Annotated in this window: 18 protein-coding genes and 1 riboswitch; of the genes, 10 read left to right on the top strand and 8 right to left on the bottom strand. The window is 34.6% G+C overall.

The genetic code is table 11. The features are described 5' to 3' along the window. Positions 1 to 253 precede the first annotated feature (253 nt). From D1606_RS00090 to D1606_RS00070, 5 genes are all read left to right on the top strand, one after another. Complete coding sequence (locus tag D1606_RS00090) at positions 254 to 1,048, top strand: TIGR00266 family protein (protein ID WP_119413977.1); 795 nt, start codon at positions 254 to 256, stop codon at positions 1,046 to 1,048. A 265-nt stretch (positions 1,049 to 1,313) separates the two neighbouring features. After that, positions 1,314 to 1,436 (top strand): cytochrome c oxidase subunit 2A, encoded by a 123-nt coding sequence (locus D1606_RS00085; RefSeq protein WP_119413976.1) that lies wholly within the window; start codon positions 1,314 to 1,316, stop codon positions 1,434 to 1,436. Positions 1,437 to 1,469: 33 nt separating this feature from the next. Beyond that, positions 1,470 to 1,946, top strand: coding sequence for a cytochrome c oxidase subunit II (locus D1606_RS00080; protein WP_119413975.1), 477 nt, complete (start codon positions 1,470 to 1,472; stop codon positions 1,944 to 1,946). Continuing rightward, positions 1,947 to 3,638, top strand: coding sequence for a b(o/a)3-type cytochrome-c oxidase subunit 1 (locus tag D1606_RS00075; protein ID WP_119413974.1), 1,692 nt, complete (start codon positions 1,947 to 1,949; stop codon positions 3,636 to 3,638). A 327-nt stretch (positions 3,639 to 3,965) separates the two neighbouring features. Then, complete coding sequence (locus D1606_RS00070) at positions 3,966 to 5,156, top strand: MFS transporter (RefSeq protein WP_119413973.1); 1,191 nt, start codon at positions 3,966 to 3,968, stop codon at positions 5,154 to 5,156. 57 nt (positions 5,157 to 5,213) lie between these two features. On the opposite strand, the gene D1606_RS00065 is transcribed toward D1606_RS00070, so the two are convergent. From D1606_RS00065 to D1606_RS00030, 8 genes are all read right to left on the bottom strand, one after another. Further along, positions 5,214 to 6,254 (bottom strand): ribonucleotide-diphosphate reductase subunit beta, encoded by a 1,041-nt coding sequence (locus tag D1606_RS00065; RefSeq protein ID WP_119413972.1) that lies wholly within the window; start codon positions 6,252 to 6,254, stop codon positions 5,214 to 5,216. A 14-nt stretch (positions 6,255 to 6,268) separates the two neighbouring features. Further along, positions 6,269 to 8,482, bottom strand: coding sequence for a ribonucleoside-diphosphate reductase subunit alpha (locus tag D1606_RS00060; protein ID WP_119414060.1), 2,214 nt, complete (start codon positions 8,480 to 8,482; stop codon positions 6,269 to 6,271). Positions 8,483 to 8,664: 182 nt separating this feature from the next. Continuing rightward, positions 8,665 to 8,841: riboswitch (cobalamin riboswitch) on the bottom strand. 223 nt (positions 8,842 to 9,064) lie between these two features. Then, entirely contained in the window at positions 9,065 to 10,378 is a 1,314-nt protein-coding gene (locus tag D1606_RS00055) for a PepSY domain-containing protein (protein WP_158582294.1), read from the bottom strand. Positions 10,379 to 10,462: 84 nt separating this feature from the next. Beyond that, on the bottom strand, positions 10,463 to 11,152 hold the full coding sequence (locus D1606_RS00050) for a PepSY domain-containing protein (protein WP_158582293.1): 690 nt from the start codon (positions 11,150 to 11,152) through the stop codon (positions 10,463 to 10,465). Beyond that, complete coding sequence (locus D1606_RS00045; RefSeq protein WP_119413969.1) at positions 11,139 to 12,497, bottom strand: HAMP domain-containing histidine kinase; 1,359 nt, start codon at positions 12,495 to 12,497, stop codon at positions 11,139 to 11,141. Before D1606_RS00045 ends, D1606_RS00050 begins: the two co-directional genes overlap by 14 nt. Beyond that, positions 12,487 to 13,206 (bottom strand): response regulator transcription factor, encoded by a 720-nt coding sequence (locus D1606_RS00040; RefSeq protein WP_119413968.1) that lies wholly within the window; start codon positions 13,204 to 13,206, stop codon positions 12,487 to 12,489. Before D1606_RS00040 ends, D1606_RS00045 begins: the two co-directional genes overlap by 11 nt. A gap of 279 nt (positions 13,207 to 13,485) precedes the next feature. After that, positions 13,486 to 14,313: an undecaprenyl-diphosphate phosphatase gene (locus tag D1606_RS00035; protein WP_119413967.1), complete on the bottom strand. Its 828-nt coding sequence runs from the start codon at positions 14,311 to 14,313 to the stop codon at positions 13,486 to 13,488. Positions 14,314 to 14,425: 112 nt separating this feature from the next. Next, entirely contained in the window at positions 14,426 to 15,514 is a 1,089-nt protein-coding gene (locus D1606_RS00030; RefSeq protein ID WP_119413966.1) for a metallophosphoesterase, read from the bottom strand. Between the two features lie 189 nt (positions 15,515 to 15,703). Between D1606_RS00030 and D1606_RS00025 the strand changes: the two genes are divergently transcribed. The 5 genes from D1606_RS00025 (at position 15,704) to D1606_RS00005 (ending at position 19,218) form a co-directional block, all read left to right on the top strand. Beyond that, on the top strand, positions 15,704 to 16,054 hold the full coding sequence (locus D1606_RS00025) for a lmo0954 family membrane protein (protein WP_119413965.1): 351 nt from the start codon (positions 15,704 to 15,706) through the stop codon (positions 16,052 to 16,054). Between the two features lie 14 nt (positions 16,055 to 16,068). After that, a complete protein-coding gene (locus tag D1606_RS00020) occupies positions 16,069 to 16,725 on the top strand; it encodes a PspA/IM30 family protein (RefSeq protein WP_119413964.1) in 657 nt (218 codons plus the stop codon). 138 nt (positions 16,726 to 16,863) lie between these two features. Next, positions 16,864 to 17,559, top strand: a complete 696-nt coding sequence (gene liaF, locus D1606_RS00015) for a cell wall-active antibiotics response protein LiaF (RefSeq protein ID WP_119413963.1) — start codon at positions 16,864 to 16,866, stop codon at positions 17,557 to 17,559. After that, positions 17,556 to 18,605: a sensor histidine kinase gene (locus D1606_RS00010; protein ID WP_119413962.1), complete on the top strand. Its 1,050-nt coding sequence runs from the start codon at positions 17,556 to 17,558 to the stop codon at positions 18,603 to 18,605. The genes liaF and D1606_RS00010 overlap by 4 nt, the downstream gene beginning before the upstream one ends. Next, positions 18,583 to 19,218: a response regulator transcription factor gene (locus D1606_RS00005; protein WP_119413961.1), complete on the top strand. Its 636-nt coding sequence runs from the start codon at positions 18,583 to 18,585 to the stop codon at positions 19,216 to 19,218. The genes D1606_RS00010 and D1606_RS00005 overlap by 23 nt, the downstream gene beginning before the upstream one ends. Positions 19,219 to 19,329 lie beyond the last annotated feature (111 nt).

Here is a 19,329-nt window from a genome sequence, read left to right as displayed (position 1 = left end):
TACTCTTTATATCTTTATGCATAACGCCGGACCTACATGTGTTATCTCACAAGTAAATAAATAACGTTTTATACTAGTTGAAATCATTATTATCTACTTTAAGCAATATATTTCTATTTTTATATTTTCTCTACAAAAAGGTTATTCCCTCTTTTTATAACAATTAAATTTAGAATTGTTGTTGAAACTTTTCTTCATATCACTTCGTATTTATACTTAAATTGAAGAGTTAAATTAAACTGGAGGTATAGAAATGAATAATCATGAAATTGATTACAAACTACATGGCGATGATATGCAATTTGTAGAGGTTGAATTAGATCCAAACGAAACAGTTATTGCTGAAGCTGGTGCATTAATGATGATGGAAGATGGCATTCGAATGGAAACACTATTTGGAGATAGCTCCAATAGTGGTGCTGGTGGCTTTATGAGTAAACTTATGGGGGCTGGCAAACGTTTAATCACTGGTGAAAGTTTATTTGTAACAACCTTCACTAACGAAGGAATGGGTAAAAAACATGTTTCGTTTGCAGCACCTTATCCAGGGAAAATCATTCCAATGGATTTAAGCGTATTTAATGGCAAAATTATTTGTCAAAAGGATGCATTTCTTGCAGCGGCTAAAGGTGTTTCAATCGGAGTCGAATTTCAAAGAAAGTTAGGTACTGGATTCTTCGGTGGCGAAGGATTTATTATGCAAAAATTAGAAGGCGACGGTATGGCTTTTGTCCATGCTGGAGGTACAATTATCCGAAAAGATCTTCAACCGGGCGAAAAGCTTCGAGTCGATACAGGATGTCTTGTCGCAATGACAGGCTCTGTCGACTATAATATTGAAGCAGTTGGCGGCGTAAAAACTGCATTATTCGGTGGTGAAGGGCTATTCTTTGCAACTCTTAGTGGTCCTGGTACAGTATGGATTCAATCATTACCATTTAGCCGTTTAGCAAGTCGAGTATTCGCAGCAGCTCCCCAAACTCCAGGAGGTCCTTCTTCTGATGAAAAAGGGCTTGGTGGTTTCTTTAACATGTTTAGTGATAACTAGTCTTCAACGGGAAACTAATTGTTCCGTAGAGATGTAGTACCACACTACAAAACCAAAAAGTGTATAACATATTTGTGCTTCACATTATTTTCTTGAAAAGAAGATAGTGTGGAGCATTTTATTTTTTCTAAAAGTATCTGTTATGAATCATCCTATAGACTTACATCAATAATCTCTTTCTTGAATGTCCATTTATAAAAATGGGTAGTATGTTAGCATATCTTGTCGAACTATCACTAGAAAAATTCATTATTGGAGGTCCATTATGGGAGACAAAAAACAACCAGATGCTAATCTAAAAGGAACCTTTTTCTTTGTAATAGCACTAGGCATTTTTATCATTATGACTTGGTCATCTATTCTAAAAATATATCTTGATCGGTTTTAAATTTTATTTAGGAATTGGAAAGAAGGTTAGTTAATGCATCTACACAAATATGAGAAATATTGGCTTATTTTTGGTGGTGCCTCTCTTATTGTATTTCTCTTAATAACGGGTATAATGGCATTCCATTATGGGAGCCATCCACCAAGTTCTATAAAAACGATCAACTATGAAAAAGTTGATGAAATCGCTCCTTTCAATAATCCTGGCGTCCACAGAGTATCAGGGAAGGATTGGGATTATGAGGTGGTATTAGTAGCCTCCGCTTTTTATTATAATCCAGCTGAATTGCATGTTCCTAAGGGATCAAAAGTTAAATTCATCATTACTTCTAAAGATGTCATTCATGGATTTGAAGTTGCTGGTACGAATGTCAATATGATGGCAGAGCCCGGATATATCTCTGAATATACGACAACTGTTGATAAAGCTGGTGACTATTTAATTGTTTGTAACGAATATTGTGGTGTGGGACATGCTCAAATGCATTCAATGTTAAAGGTGGTGGATTAAATGAAGAAACAAAAGCAAAAACCAACAGAAAGTTTTTCTGCTAAAACTGCTGGTGTATTAAAAGTAGACAACAAAGATGCTCATCTCGTATTAGCTCACATGTATGTTGCATTTATAGCTCTACTTTTGGGAGCTACTGCAGGGCTTCTGCAAGTACTTGTTCGCTCGGGGTATTTTGAACTACCTGCACCATTAGGTTATTATCAAATTCTAACGATTCACGGTGTATTATTAGCCCTTGTCTTCACTACCTTTTTTATCCTAGGCTTTCAAACTGCTGCTGTAAGTAGAACTTCTGGTGCACTTTCAGATACACAAAGAATACTCGGATGGATTGGTTTTTGGCTAATGACGATTGGGACAATTATGGCAACCATTATGATTTTACTAAATGAGGCATCTGTTCTTTATACTTTTTACGCTCCTTTAAAAGCACATTGGATCTTCTATCTTGGGTTAGCACTACTTATTATTGGATCGTGGGTTGATCTTATGGGACATTGTCTACGTTGGGAACAATGGCGTAAAGAGAATCCGCGCAAAACTACTCCCTTAATATCTTTTATGGCTGTTTGTAATAGCTTACTCTGGGTAGTCGCAACTTTAGGGGTAGCAATTGAAGTCGTATTCTTACTATTACCTTGGTCCTTCGGCTTAGTAGAACGTGTAGATGTATTATTGACCCGAACTCTGTTTTGGTATTTTGGACATGCTCTTGTCTACTTTTGGTTATTACCAGCATACATGGTATGGTATTGTGTTATTCCTAAAATTATTGGAGGAAAAATATTTTCAGATGGATTAGCTCGATTGTCATTTATCATGTTCATATTATTTTCTATTCCAGTGGGAATTCACCATCAACTAACAGACCCCGGAATTGATAGTCCATCAAAATATATACAAGTTGTTTTAACGATGATGGTTGTTATCCCGTCTATGATTACAGCTTTTTCTATGTTCGCGACATTTGAGATGCGTGGTCGTGAGCTTGGTGCAACCGGTTTGTTTGGTTGGCTAAAAAAGTTGCCTTGGGGCGATGCTCGTTTTCTTGCACCATTTGTAGGTATGGTTGCTTTTGTCCCTGGTGGGGCTGGTGGTATTATCAATGCCTCATTCCAGATGAACCAAGTTGTTCATAATACGATTTGGGTAACTGGTCATTTCCATTTAACTCTCGCCACAACTGCCGTTTTGACATTTTTCGGCGCATCCTATTGGTTAATACCACATTTAACAGGAAGAATCTTCACTCCCTCATTGAATAGATTAGGAATCATTCAAACAATTTGTTGGGCTGTTGGTATGTTATTTCTGGCGATTGGCATGCATTTTGAGGGGTTGCTGGGCGCACCAAGAAGGTCCGCTTTTTCTAACTATGGCGGTGCTGAAATCGCAGAGACTTGGGCATCGTATCAAATTGCTCAAGCAATTGGAGGTACATTCTTATTTATAGGAATAATTATTTTTCTTTATATTTGTGTAAGCCTGTGGTGGTTTACACCTAAAGGTGAGCAAGAATTTCCAATCGCTGAATTGGCTCCTCAAGCTGAAAAGACGCCTCCCATATTGGAAAATTTTAAAGTATGGATTGTTATATTAGCTGCTTTAATCCTGATTGCCTATACATTTCCGATTTACAATATCATTGAGAATTCCCCTATTGGTTCAAAAGGTTTTAAACTTTGGTAAACATCAGCTTAAGTTAATGTCATTTAAATTTCATGGTCTAGATGTGTTCTAAAATAAAAATACGCTTCTTCATTAAAATGGAGAAGCGTATTTTTATATTGAACTACTACATCTTATTCAAATTTCCCTTATTTAAGATTCATGTTATTAGTTATATTAAAAATTTTCCATTATTGTTATTTTAAATGTTATAATAATTCTAAATTTATCGAAGGAGTGACGAATATGAAAAGATTCATACAAACTTTCAACATTAAATCGGAGGACATACTGTCTTAATTTTTGAGAGTTTGACCTCCGATATCCTATTTAATCGGAGGAAAAAAATTGAAGATACAAAATATCTATTATACTGTTACGAGTTTACGCTCATTGTTCATACAAATTGTATTTACGGTTAATGCACTCTATTATGTTGTAGATGCCAATCTTAATGCTCTCCAACTTGTTCTTATAGGCACAATTCTAGAAGCCACTATTTTTTTATTTGAAATACCTACAGGGTTAATAGCAGATCATTTTGGTCGTAAGCGATCATTATTCATCGGAACTTTAATCATTGGTATTGCACATGTGTTTGAAGGGACTTTTCCTTCATTTTGGTCAATTGCCATTGCTTCTGGACTATGGGGTATTGGTTGGACATTTATAAGTGGTGCGGAAGAAGCTTGGATCGCAGATGAACTAAATGGAAAAGACTTAAATTCTGTATTTTTGAAAGGTGCACAGTTTGAATCATTGGGGCAATTTCTAGGTATTTTAATTAGCGTTTGCCTAGCTACACTATTCTCGGTCAAGATTTCGATTATTATTGCGGGTATAATGCTCATCCTATTGTCTTTGGGCGCGTTTTTAATCATGCCAGAAACAAAGTTTATCAAAGTAACTCATTCAAAAGATATTACGACAATCCGTCATTTATTCATTACGATTCGAGATGGTGCTAATCAAATTCGAGGCAATACGATACTCATAAGTTTGGCAGTTATAACCGTACTATGGGGATTAGCAAGTGAAGGTTACGATCGGCTATGGGGAGCACGTTTTATCGAGGACTTCCATTTATCTGAAGAAACATCTGTCTATTGGTTTGGTGCTTTTTATGCCTTTACCTTTTTGCTGAATATGATTATTTTGAAATATATAGAACGTCACATTCATAAAAACTATTCTGTAATTCTTCTAATTACAAATAGTTTGTTAACCATTATGGTACTTATTTTTGCTTTTAGCTCATATTTTACGCTCGCAATCATAACATATTTGATGGCTAGCACTTTACGAAAAGTTTATTACCCTATATCCAGTACAATGACCAATGAAAGACTAGCATCAAAAGGTAGAGCTACAGCTTTGTCGATGTTCGGCCAATTGGATGCCATTGGACAAATTGTTGGTGGCCCCATTATTGGTGTAATAGCATTATACACTTCTATCTCTTACGGAATTGCATCTTCAGCTTTACTCATTTTACCTATTATTCTTTGTCTTTTCGTGATGATTAAAAAGGAAAACTAACACAAGAAAGTGCTGTCCAATCCTTGAATTGGTGCAGCACTTTCTCGTTATCAAGAGTTATAGTTCGTCAAAACCATTGTCTTGAACATTGACTTTCACATATTGACGTGAACGTTGCTCGAAGAAATCCGTTTTGCCAAGGTCCACATCTTCGTAAGCTTTGATCCATTTCATCGGATTTTTGCGATATCCTTCAAATGGACGTTCGTAACCAAGTTGGTTGCAACGAACATTTGCGTAAAAGTATATATAATCTTCTACATCTTCAATATCTAGACCATCAATTTTATCCCCTATCACTTCTCGACCCCATTCAATTTCAAGCTCAGCCGCTTCACGGAAGATTGCTTCTACTTTTTCTGCTCGTTCAGCTGTATTAAACTCTGGGTATTCCTCTAACAATTGTTTATATATTTTCACAAACAGATCTACATGCAATTGTTCATCACGGTTAATGTAGTTGATCATTGTACTTGTTGCGACCATTTTTTGATTGCGTGCCAAGTGATAAAAGAATGAAAAGCCCGAATAGAAGAATAGACCTTCTAGAATAACATCATACACAATCGAATCTAGCATATGCTCTACAGTTGGTTCTTCTGCGAATTGTTTATATCCTTTGATCACAAAGTCATTACGCTTTTCAAGAACAGGTTCAGTACGCCAGAAATCGAACACTTCATCTTGCTCATCTTTTGAAACAAGGCTAGACAAAATGTAAGAATAAGAATGATTATGAATGACTTCTTGTTGCGCCAAAATAATCATCAATGCGTTGAGACTTGAATCTGTTAAATAATCAGCAATACGGCCTGCATAATCGGTTTGGATACTATCTAGCAATGCTAGTAAACCAATAATCTTCTTAAACGCTTGCTGTTCATCAGTTGTTAACTGTGGAAATTGTTTGATATCGTTACTCATATTAATCTCAAATGGTGTCCAGAAGTTACCTAGCATTTTTTTATATTTTGGATATGCCCAACTAAATTGAACATCATCCCAGTTTAGTATATTAGAAGAACGGCCATTGACAATTTTAGTTGAGCGGTTCGGTGCTTCTTTATCCATTAACACACGTTTTTTTACTTCAGTCATTTTTATCTCCCCCATTAACTAGCACAAGATTCACATTCTAATAATTCAACGGATGTAGAGCGAACATAGTAAGTTGTTTTGACGCCGCTATTCCATGCATTTAGATGAAGTGCTAGTAAGTCTTTCGCCTTTACTGTGTTTTGAACATATAAATTTAATGAAATTCCTTGGTCAACATGTCGAGCACGTGCTGCATTTTGTTTAATCGTCCAATTTTGATCGATGAAATAGGCCGATTTATAGTACCAAGTTGTTTTTTCATTTAAATCTGGAACAGTTACTGGGATTTTATAATCCTTTTTCTCTTCAGAATAACTTTTTTGGAAAATAGGATCGATACTTGCTGTACTTCCAGCAATTATAGATGTTGTAGAATTTGGTGCAACAGCCATTACATAGCCATTGCGCATTCCTTTTTGTGCTACCTTTTGTTTGAGGTCTGTCCATTTTTCATCATGATAGCCACGACTTTCAAAGTAACTACCTGTATGCCAATCAGACCCTTCAAATAATGGATATGCACTTTTTTCTTCTGCAAGTTTCATAGAGGATTGAATTGTTAAATAGGCGATTTTCTCGTATAATTTATCCGCAAATTGGACTGCCTCTTCCGATTCCCAAGCAATACCTGAGACTGCTAATAGATGATGCCAACCGAATGTACCAAGACCAATACCTCTATAGCGTTCGTTTGTTAGTGCAGCTTGTTTTACAGGAATATTATTCAAATCAATAACATTATCGAGCATGCGAACTTGAATGGGAATTAGTCGTTCTAATACATTTGCTGGAACAGCTCTTCCTAAATTAATAGATGATAAATTACATACCACAAAATCTCCAGCTTTACGACGAGTAACAATGATATCATTTTCAAGCTCTACCGATTCAAATTCTGTAGGAGACATGTTTTGTGCAATTTCAGTACATAAGTTAGACGAGTAGATCATTCCTTTATGTTTGTTCGGATTTTTACGATTGACTTCATCACGATAGAACATAAATGGCACTCCTGTTTCTAACTGACTACGCATAATCCTTTTCATAATATCAATCGCAGGTACAACATCTCGAGATAATAGTGGATTATTAACACATGCTAAATAATTGTTACGGAATGACCCTTCTCCACGTTTTTCATCGTATGAATCCTCTAGGTCAAATCCCATTACTGTACGGACTTCATGTGGATCAAACAAATACCAGTCTTCACGATTCTCTACAGCTTCCATGAAAATATCAGGTAAACAGACACCAGTGAAAATATCATGTGCACGCATTCGTTCATCGCCGTTATTTAATTTCAAATCTAGGAATGAAAAAATATCCTTATGCCATACATCTAAGTAAATAGCAATGGCACCTTGGCGTTGTCCGAGTTGATCTACTGATACAGCTGTATTATTTAGTTGTTTGATCCATGGAATAACGCCGCTTGATGCCCCTTTGAATCCCTGAATAGATGATCCACGGCTACGAACCTTGCCCATGTACACACCTATACCGCCTCCAAATTTTGAAAGTGTTGCTACGTCTGTGTTAGAGTCATAAATACCTTGTAAACTATCATCTACAGTGTCGATAAAGCAACTTGATAGTTGGCCATGTGTTTTCCCTGCATTTGCTAATGTTGGCGTTGCTGTCGTCATATAAAGATTACTCATTGCCCAATAAGCTTCTTTTACTTTTTCAATTCTGTTCTCTTTTTCTTGTTGCATTAGGGTCATGGCAATAACCATCCAACGCTCTTGCGGTAATTCAATAGGTTTCTTATCAAAATCACGTGTGACGTAGCGATCCATCAACGTCTTTAACCCTATATAAGTAAATAATTGATCTCTCTTTGGTTCTAATTCTTTCGCTAATTGTTGTAATTCATCTTTTGAATAAGCATTCACTAAAATTGGGTTGTAGAGACCTTTCGCAACGAACTTATGAATATGTTCAGTGAACACTTTATACACATTCTCTATTGAAACTTGTCGGTTGTCAGCAGCTTCTTTATAAATTTCCATTAGTAAAAGACGTGCTGCAACAAATGTCCAATACGGTTCTTCTTCGTCTAAAAAGCTTAATGCGTCTAAAGCTAGTGCCTTTGTCCATTCATTTTCTGCGGCATTGGGATGTTTTTTTTCAAAACGTTCATGTTTGCGTCGTAATGGACTGATTTCTTCTTTACCAAATTCATCTTCCAAACGCTGCAATACTATTTCTTTTTCATCAATCATTGTTACCAATATTGTCGTCTCCTTTTATACAAATGATTTTATTAGTCAAAATAAAAAACGATCATCAGTCTTCTTCGACTAACGATCGCTCTAATTGAAATGGAAACAAATAAACCACAGCAAAAAACATACGAAATATGCTGTGAAATATGTACTTCCACTTCTCAACCCCCGAAGAAAGTGTTGTAACGAAAATACTGGTAGGTCTACTGGCTTGTGTTTCATCCAATTTGTCATCCTTCCCAAGCATTGCTCAGTGGTTATTTGACAATTGTCCACACTTACAGTTGCGGGGACAGCTTCGGCGTTGAACCGAATTCCCTTTTAAACCATTACTGGTACCAATCTTCGTTTCATACTATATATTGTGCTTTTGATATAAATACAATCTAACATATTGTGTTTACTTAATACAAGTCTATTTGCAAAATTAAAGAAAAAGCACGACAAACTTATTCTATATTTTGTCAAACAAAATACACCAACCTATTTTAATGCATAGAATAAGGACATTTAAAAAAAATAAAAAAGCTACCCAATTCATGTACTTAAAACGAATTGGATAGTTATTTTACTATTTTATCAATCTTCATAATCTTTCTCTAAACTTAAAACTTCACCTGTTTGAGCATCAATTTCAAGTTCATATTCATAAGTACCATCTTTAATCTCTACTTCATAAACTCCATCTTCTAAATCAATTTTAGTAACAGTTCCTTTTACTTTTGATAACGCAATTTGAGAAGCTTGTTGTGACGTAATATAAGATGAATTATTATTAGTAGTAACGTTATCAACTTTTTCTTGTTCTTGCTTAATAATCTCACCTGTCTGAGCATTTATATCAAAATCATATCCATACCCATTCGAGATTACTGATACTTCATATACACCATCTTCTTGGTCATAGGTTGCAGATGAGATAGTTCCAGAAACTTTCGATAGTGCGATTTGTTTTGCCTTTTCCACACCAATCAGTGCTGTGGAATCACTTAACGAATTGTATTCTACGGCTTCTTTTTGCTGTTTAAGAATTTCACCTGATGTAGCATCAATTTCAAGTTCATATTCATATTTTCCGTTTCTTACTTTGACTTCATAAACACCATCTTCACTATCTAAGTTAGACGTTATGATTGAGCCACCACCAACTGCATTAAGGGCAACTTCTTCAGCATTTCCAATACTTAAGCCAGCATTTGATAATGTTGAATTATTCGATTGTTGATCGATAATTCTTCCTGTTTCCGCATCAATATGAAGTTCATATGTTTTGGCATTCTTTTTAACATGAACTATATATATTCCTTTACTTGGATGATATTGAGCTGTTTGAACAACACCATCAACAGAACTTAAAGCAATTTGTTTTGCTTTACTCAAACTAATCGCTCGATCACTTTTAGAAGAAAATTTTGTTTTTTCTTTTTTTAAAATCTTCCCTGTATATGCGTCGATATCAAATTCATATTCGTATTTTCCTTTAATAATTTCTATTTCATATACACTATCTTCTTTATCAAATTTTGCCTTTTGAATCGTTCCCTTAACAGATTTAAGGGCTATTTGTTTTGCTTTTTCTAGACCTATAAATTTATTACCAAGTGTTGTCGTATAATATTCGGTTGATTTTTTTAAAAGTTCACCTGTTTTGGCGTCTAATTTCAGCTCATATTTTGCTTTGGGTCCTTTAACTTCTACTTCATAAACAGGTCCCATATTTTCATGGTCTAGCTCCACCTTATATACTTTTCCTTTTACATAACTTAGAGCCTTCTTAGAAATTTCTTGAGACGATAAAATGTCTTGTTTTGCCGAATATTTTGCTGCTACTCCAACTACTCCTGATATTACTAAAGAACCTGTAATTGCTAATGCAATGATTGTCTTTTTCATCATTTCCGCCTCCTTTTGTTACATTTACTATATACAACTAAAATGAAAATACTGATAGAGTAACATTAGATTTTGGTGAGAAAATTAATCATTCGTAATTGACATTACTTTCCCCGATACACCGTGTATTTGAAAAGTTTTGTTTATACCTTTTTTCTCTATTTTGACTAAATAATATCCACCACTGCTTGTCTCATAGTAAGTGGTATTTTGAATCGTACCATTCAATTTCTTTATAGCAATCTGCTGTGCTTCTTTTTTACTTATAGCAGTATTTTTAGCATTCAAATTAACACGAGTCTCAGATAAAATTTCACCTGTAATCGCGTCTACAATAATATTCAGTTTTTTGTATTGAGCAGTGACTTGAATTTGATACACCATTTCATTTTGCCATGTATTTAAAAGCTCACTCTCAATTCTTCCATTATAATGATTTTTTATAACTCGATTAACTTCCTGTTTAGACAAAATATCTTCCTTTTTTAAACCATCTAGATCTGTTCTTTTCATCTGAAGTACTTTGCCGTCTTTCGCTCTCACTTCAATATGATAGTTCGCCCCATTTTTTGATAATTCCATTGCGTACTCATCACCATTGTTTTTAAAGGAGACAATTTCTCCACCATACATCGTTTCAATACTTTTATAAACTTCCTCAGTAGATTTTCTATTTTCAGTAGACTCATGATTCCACATTAAACAAACACTGAAAATCGCCGCAATAGCTAATATAATAATTGTTAGGAGTGACAAATGTTTAACTTTTCTCATTTGGTACCTCCTTTTGTTCATTAAAAGTCAATATCATGGTGGTACCTACCCCTACTGTACTTTCTACTGATATGCTGATATTTAACTGGTCAGCAATTTCTTTGGCAATAGCAAGGCCTAAGCCAGTCCCACCTGTTTTGCGATTTCGATCTTCACTTATTCGATAGAATCTTTCAAAAAGATGTGGAATATGCTCTTCGGCAATCCCATCCCCATAATCCTGAATTTTAATAATGTAAGGTTCTTCAGATAAATGTACATGTATTTCGTCATTACTATAACGTCTTGCATTTTCAAGGAAAATAAATAAGAGTTGCTTCATCTTCTGATGATCTGTATTTACCAACATAGGTCCTTTTCCATAAAGATAAAATTCTCTTTTATAAGTTTGACGCATTTGTTGTAATGTCTGTTGTAATAATTGATATATATCAATCTGTTCCTTTTTTAAAGGTGCATTTTCTTTATTTTTTGCAAGTTCAAGCATTTGTTGAATCATTTCTGTCATACGAATAGATTCACTTAATATAGCCTCTACTGATTCTTCCGCTACCTTTTTATTATCAAATCCCCGACGTTTAAGAAGTCTTGCATAACTTTCAATCACTGTAAGTGGTGTTTTTAATTCATGCGAAGCATTGGAAACAAATTGCTCTTGCTTACGGTAATTTTGTTCAAGCTGTGACATCATATTGTTAAACGTTGAACTCATTTCCCCTAATTCATCTTTTCCTTGCTTACGTATAACAATTTTCTCAAATGTTCCTGATTGACTACTTCTTTTCATAGTAGCTGTTAATCTTTGAATTGGTAGAAGTACTATTTTAGCAAGCGTCATACTTGAAAGCATGACGAAAATCGTGGCTATAATAGTCATTCCACTCAGTACCAGTCTTAATAGCGAAAGTGTTCTCGCTACATTTTTCATTGATTGCATAATTTGAACATATACAACAGAACCGTCTTTCCAAACAACTGGTACATTAAGAGAGAGAATGGCTATACCTTTGTATTCTTCAACTTGATAGCTCTTTGTGTTCAATTGCGGTTTATAGGATTCGATACCTTCCATAGATTGAACAGCTACTAGTTGCTTTCCTTTTTGGTCAATAATTCGAATAGCTCCATTAGTAGGTATATAAGCTCGTAAAATTGTCGCCGGATCATTAATGCCGCTAGTTTGACTAATAGAAGTCACAAGTTCCTGCGATTCCTCTAACAGTTGTCTATACTCTGTATCATAAGCCATTTTCTCATACATAAAGTAGATGCCGACAGTCATAATTACTAGAATAATAAGCATTAAAATTGTCGAGAATATATGAATTTTCGATTTAAGTTTCATGTGTCTTTTCCTTTAGAACATAACCCACACCACGTACTGTGTGTATGAGCGGATTGTTAGACCCTTTGTCTATTTTCTGGCGTACGTATCGAATGTATACATCTACTACATTTGTATCTCCATAGTAATCATATCCCCACACCCTATCTAATATTTGCTCACGCGTTAAAACTTGTTTTGGATGTTTGAGTAAATACAATAACAATTCAAATTCTCGCGGAGTTAAATCGATTGATAGTCCGTCTTTATTTACTTCTCTTGTTTTTTCATGCATTGAAAGTCCACCATATTCATGAAAATAGATATCTTTTTTTATGTCCTTAACATCGTTTTTTTGTTTTTCTTTTTGAAATCTTAATGCTACTCGAATTCTCGCCAATAATTCTTCAATTTCAAAAGGTTTTGTAATATAATCATTTGCCCCGAGATCTAATCCTGTCACTTTATCTTCGAGTTCATCCTTTGCAGTTAACATAATGATTGGTGTTGAGTATTCTGTAGCTCTTATTCTTTTTAAGACATCAATCCCACTTATAACGGGTAACATGATGTCTAACAAGATTAGATCCCATTGTTGTTCTCTGTATAATATAAGTCCATCTGAACCTGTATAAGCAATACCCGTCTCATACCCTTCAAACTCTAATTCTAATTGTAGGACACGCGCTATTTTCTCTTCATCTTCTATAATTAAAATTCGTTCTGCCAAATTCTTCACCTACCATTTACTGTGATGAACTTTTAAATAATTTAGATTTCCATATTTAAAAGTTTTACTTTTATCGTAGCATGTTTTTATGAAAATATAATGAGAATAAACCGGCAATTGATAAAGATGATAATCTTATTCTTTATAATAAACAAAAATAAAAGGACTGTCCTATAAGTAGAAAACTTACAGGGCAGACCCTTCTTTCAATAAAAAATATCCGTTATAATGTATTACTCCTGCGGTAGTCAAATCTAAACTCCACTATCCGCATCCCTTTTACATAAATACGAAGAATGATAGTACAATGGCTAATACAATACGATAGATTGCAAATGGCACTAATTTTACTTTTGAAATAAGTTTCAAGAAGAATTTAATAGAGATTAATGCAAAGATAAATGCACTTATAAATCCTACAACATAGAAACCCATGTCCCCAAAGTTAATCTCATCCCAGTGTTTTAAAAGTGAAATACCACTAGCACCCGCCATAATTGGAACAGCCATGATAAATGTAAAATCTGATGCTGTTCGGTGATCTAATCCTAATAATACACCGCCAGAAATTGTAGCACCTGAGCGTGAAAATCCTGGCCATAATGATAGACATTGTACAAGTCCTACTTTAAAAGCTTGGACATAAGAGAGATCATCAAGTGAAGTTACTTTAGGTCTTTTTGGTCCAAATTTATCTGCTACAATCATCAAAATCGCACCAACAAATAATCCAATGATTACTGTTTTAATCCCAAATAAATAACTATCGATATAATCTTCTAATAATACCCCTAATACACCAGCAGGAATAATCCCCATAATAACATGCAATAAATTAAATCTGTGATGTGGTTTCTGTCCTTCAAGATGATATAAACCTATCAAACTTAACATTCGTTTCCACATGACAACTACAACAGCTAGGATGGACCCTAACTGAATAACAATTTTAAAAGTATTGGCAGAAGATTCTCCTAAAAACTCTTTTGTTTTTAACCACATGTCATCCACAATAATCATATGACCTGTAGATGATACTGGAGCAAATTCTGTCATTCCTTCTACAAATCCTAAAATAATGGATTTTAATAGCTCTAAAAAGTCCATAGTATCTCCTTAATTATTTTTTATTTTACTTTGTTGAATGATTACCTTTCATTACAAACAAAACTATCATAACATATGAAAAGAAAAAGCAAACTTAAAGTTTCATTAATGATTAGTCCACTAACTCAACATCTACAACCCACATTTCACTTCTACTATTCGTACGAATAGGTGGACCCCAAAAGCCAAAACCTGATGAAACAATAATATGAGTAGATTTTTTCAAAAGATAGCCATAATCTAGTTCGAATAGTTTACGAGTAATCCATTGATTCGGCCACATTTGTCCCAAATGGGTATGTCCAGAGAGATGCACGTCTACTCCAAGATTTACAGGTGTTTCTAAATCCGAAGGTGTGTGATCCATCACTATCCAAGGAAATTGGTCATCCACAGCTTTAGATAATTGCTCTAAAGATTTACGATCCTTATTTGTTTTATCTTCTCTTCCAGTTACATAAAACGTATTTGCTACACAAATTGTTTCATCTTGTAGAATTTTTACGCCTGATTTTTCCATCTCATCTATAAATAGCGGAATCTGTTTGCCATAATATTCATGGTTTCCTAGTACACCATAAATACCATATGTAGCTTTTAATGTCTTCATGACTTCATCCATCTGATATGCCTTATACCAATATGGATGATCGTCTACGATATCTCCTACAAGAAATACAATATCCGGCTTTGCAGCATTTGAACGTGAAACAAACTTTTGTAATAGTCTCTTATTCGATAAGATTCCAAGATGAAAATCAGAAGCAATCACTATACGATATTTTTTTCTTTCATTGCTATACTTTCTAATCTGAATTGTCTTTGTACGTATTATCGGTGAGTATGCCATGTATGATCCAAATATAATGATTAAAGCAAAAATGCTAAATATTACATACCCTACCCAAATCATATGAAATGAGGGGAAAAACCATAACAATAAATTAGCGATTGGAAATAATAATAATCCATATTCCATTACAATCAGCCAATAGCAACTTACTACTTTTGTAATTCGAAACTGCTCATTGATATTGCTAAGAATAATACTATAAGCCATATAAAGCCAGATAGCTGAAAATACCAGTGGATTACTTACATGAAAAGCACCGTGCAACCAATGGTAAACATTCCAACCAAGATAAAAGACAACTACATTATATAAAATGAAAAATATAGAAACTGCCATTATTTTCTTCATTATTGAATATATTCTCCTTTAATATCATATGTAAGTATTTTACATTTAATGGATAGAAAAATACAAACAATAACTAGTCTTAGATTGGCTCAGCCTCTAGACTTAGATAAAAATCAATTTCCAGACCGTTTAGAGAAATTCAATTTCCTCTTATGATAGAAATACAAACGAAGGGAGAGGAAATAACCAATGAAAAAATTTGGTTTATTGATCATCGGTATTATAGCAGCCATCACAATTCTAAGCTCTTTAGGAGCTTTATCAGGACTAGCCATTTCAGCAGCTATTCTTTATGCAGGAGTGCACTTCTATTTGAAAAGTAACTCCACATTCGCAAAAGTTGTGTGGGCACTCGTTGCTATTGCTGGTTTATTGACAGCAACTGCAAATATTCCAGGATTTATCGGCTTAGCAGCAATTGCTATCTTGTGGTACATCGTACACAAATGGGGCAGTTCTTCTAGCGAATCATTTGTTGCACCAAAATCAGAGGATCCATTTACAAACTTTGAAAATCAATGGAACGAATTATCTAAATAATTGGAGGGACCAACATGGTGAACTTACTACAACGTTTGAAATATACAATCGAGGCGGATTTGAATCGTCTATTTGACAAAAAAGAAGAAAAAAATCCAATTGCGATGTTAAACCAATACATTCGCGAAGCAGAAAAACAAACAGAAGAAACTGGGAAATGGCTAGAAAGACAAGGAGCTTTAAAACAAAAGCTTGAAAAAGAACTTGAAGTTGCAAATGAAATGCATAACAAACGTAAAGCTCAATTAGAATTAGCAAAGCTAAGTGGTGAACAAGACTTAATCGGTTTTGCAGAACAAGAAATGGCTGCCTATGAACAACGCAGTATCATTATAAAAACAAGTATAGATAAAACAACCGAAGAGTTATTTGGGCTAGAACGCAAATATGAAGAAATGAAACATAAGATTAAAGATATGAAACTCCGTCAACTACAACTAATGGGAAAGGAGAATGTCGTTCGAGCACATAACCAAATGGACCATATCCTTCATCCAGAAACAACAGGCTCTATTAACGATAGACTTGATACATTTGAAGAAATGGAAAATTACATTGATCGTCTTGGTCAAAAAATTGATCAGCAACATGAAATTACTTCTATGGAAGAACGTTTAGCTCAACTTGAGAAAAAAATGACAAAAAAAGAAACTCTTGAATCACCACAATAACTAGACTTCTAGAGGACTACCGTTATACTTAAAAAGAGAAGGGAAACCTTCTCTTTTTTCCCTTATATGTAATGAAACTCCCATCAGTTAGGTCAGTCTTACATCAGATTATGCGAAATGTTTAAAGGAGGGACATCTATGACGCAGTTTTCAACGAACAAACTCACAATGCTAACTCTTATTGCATTCCTGCTTATTTTTACGGAATCAACCTTTTTTGAAAACGGCAGCATTATGTTTGTTGTTCTTGGTGCATTTTTCATTTATATAAGTATGCGCAAAAGACGAAAATGGCTTTTTTGGTCTGGCGTCATATGTATAGCGATTGCACTCACATCTATGTGGAGTCTACGTATCATTGTTGTAGCCACATTATTGTATGTGTTATGGAAGATGAAAAAAGGCGACCCTGTCCATATATCATTTTCTAAGCCAGTTACACAACAATCTGTTACGAAACCTATTAAAAATAAACTTTTTTCATTTCAAAATACACCACTTCAATCTTACGAATGGCAAGATGTGCATATTCAAAGTTTTGTAGGTGATTTGTATATTGATACAACTCAAACTGTTTTGCCAAAAGGTACTTCCCTAATTTCTATTCGACAAGGATTTGGGAAAGTCAGGATTATTGTTCCATACGAAATCCCTGTTCGACTCCACTATAATACATTTGTTGGAGATGCTAAATGTTTCGGCAATGCTTATCCTAGAATTTGGAATGACACAATTACACTTCGAGATGGGTATGATTTAATAGAAGAGGCATCTACCGAACTAATCATCACCGTATCAACATTATTTGGAGATGTTGAGGTGATTCGTCAATGACAAAATTTCTAACTCGTACACTTACAACCTTGTTTTTTGAACTAATCTTATTAACAGCTATTTTCTTTCTTTTATATGGAAATACGTTATCTAAATGGGAAGGTCTTTGGGTATCACGCTACTGGAATCTACCAATTGTTGTTTTATTCATTTCTTTATGTTTACTATTTAGCGTTTGTATTGCTACTTGGAGTCTCCTTCTAACACATCAAAAAGAACAACAATTCGAATTAGCCTTACAAAATGCAGTGAAAAATGATAATCAGTCGCTTGAAACATTCGAGATTAATGCTAGCTTACAAAAATCATTAACTTCTACAAAAGAATTAATCAGTACGCAACGGAAAAGTTTACAAAAAATGACCAATGATAAAGCTGTCAACCAAGATCTCATTATTCAAGAACGCATTGTTCAAGAACGACAACGATTGGCGAGAGAACTACATGATTCTGTTTCCCAACAACTTTTTGCTGCATCTATGTTACTTTCAACAGTGAATGAAACAGTTTCAGCAGATTTGTCAGATGACACAAAAAGAACTCTACTTCAAACTGAACAAATCGTACAACAAGCACAACTTGAAATGAGAGCATTATTACTACACCTTCGTCCTGCAGCATTAAAAGACAAATCGATTTCAAAAGGTTTAGAAGACTTGCTTATTGAGTTACAGCAAAAAGTAACCTTTACGATTAAATACCGTCTTGAAGATGTACATCTCTCAAAAGGTGCCGAGGATCATTTATTCCGAATTGCTCAAGAAACTTTGTCTAATACATTAAGACATGCAAAAGCAACAGAACTAGAATTATTGCTTGTGGAGCGCAATGAACGTGTCATCTTCCGAGTACGTGATAATGGTATTGGCTTTGAAACGATTGATGAGAAAGCAGGCTCCTACGGTTTGCATAATATAGAAGAACGTGCTGTTGAAATTGGTGGTACCTGTAAAATTGTTTCTGTTCCATCACAAGGTACTGTCATTGAAATACAAATTCCAGTAGAAAAGGAGTTATTAAAAAATGATTCGAATTCTATTAGCTGATGATCACGAGATGGTACGCATTGGTGTTTCAGCATACTTACAAGCTCAGTCTGATATGACTGTTGTTGCTGAAGCTACAAATGGTCAAGAAGCCGTCGATTTATCTCTGCAACACCGTCCGGATGTCATTTTAATGGATATGGTTATGCCTATCATGTCTGGCTCCGAAGCAACAGAGGCTATTATAAAAGAATGGCCAGAAGCTAAAATAATGATTGTCACTAGTTTCTTGGATGATGATAAAGTCTACCCTGCCCTAGAAGCTGGTGCAATCAGTTACCTATTAAAAACAACAAATGCAAAACAAATTGCCGATGCTATCCGAAGTACTTATAATGGACAACCGATTTTAGAACCAGAAGTAACAAATAAAATGATGCAACGAATGCGCCATAAAGAAAAACCACTTCATGAAGATTTAACTGACCGAGAACAAGAAGTGCTTTTATTGATGGCTCAAGGAAAGACCAATCAGGATATTGCAGATGAACTATATATCGCTTTAAAAACTGTAAAAACTCATGTAAGTAATATCCTTTCAAAATTAGAAGTACAAGATCGTACTCAGGCTGTCGTTTATGCATTTAACCACCAACTTGTCCCTATTAAGTGAATTATACCTAATAGGGACTTCCTTTTCCCCGCTACTGCGGAAGCAAATAGGTAAATTACACCCTAATCAGCCGTCACTTTCCATACTATTTCCATTAAATAATAGATAATT

This window comes from Rummeliibacillus sp. POC4 (assembly GCF_003576525.1).
Lineage (GTDB): Bacteria > Bacillota > Bacilli > Bacillales_A > Planococcaceae > Rummeliibacillus.
Note: the sequence above shows the minus strand (reverse complement) of the source record. Positions and strands in the feature narration are given on the sequence as shown.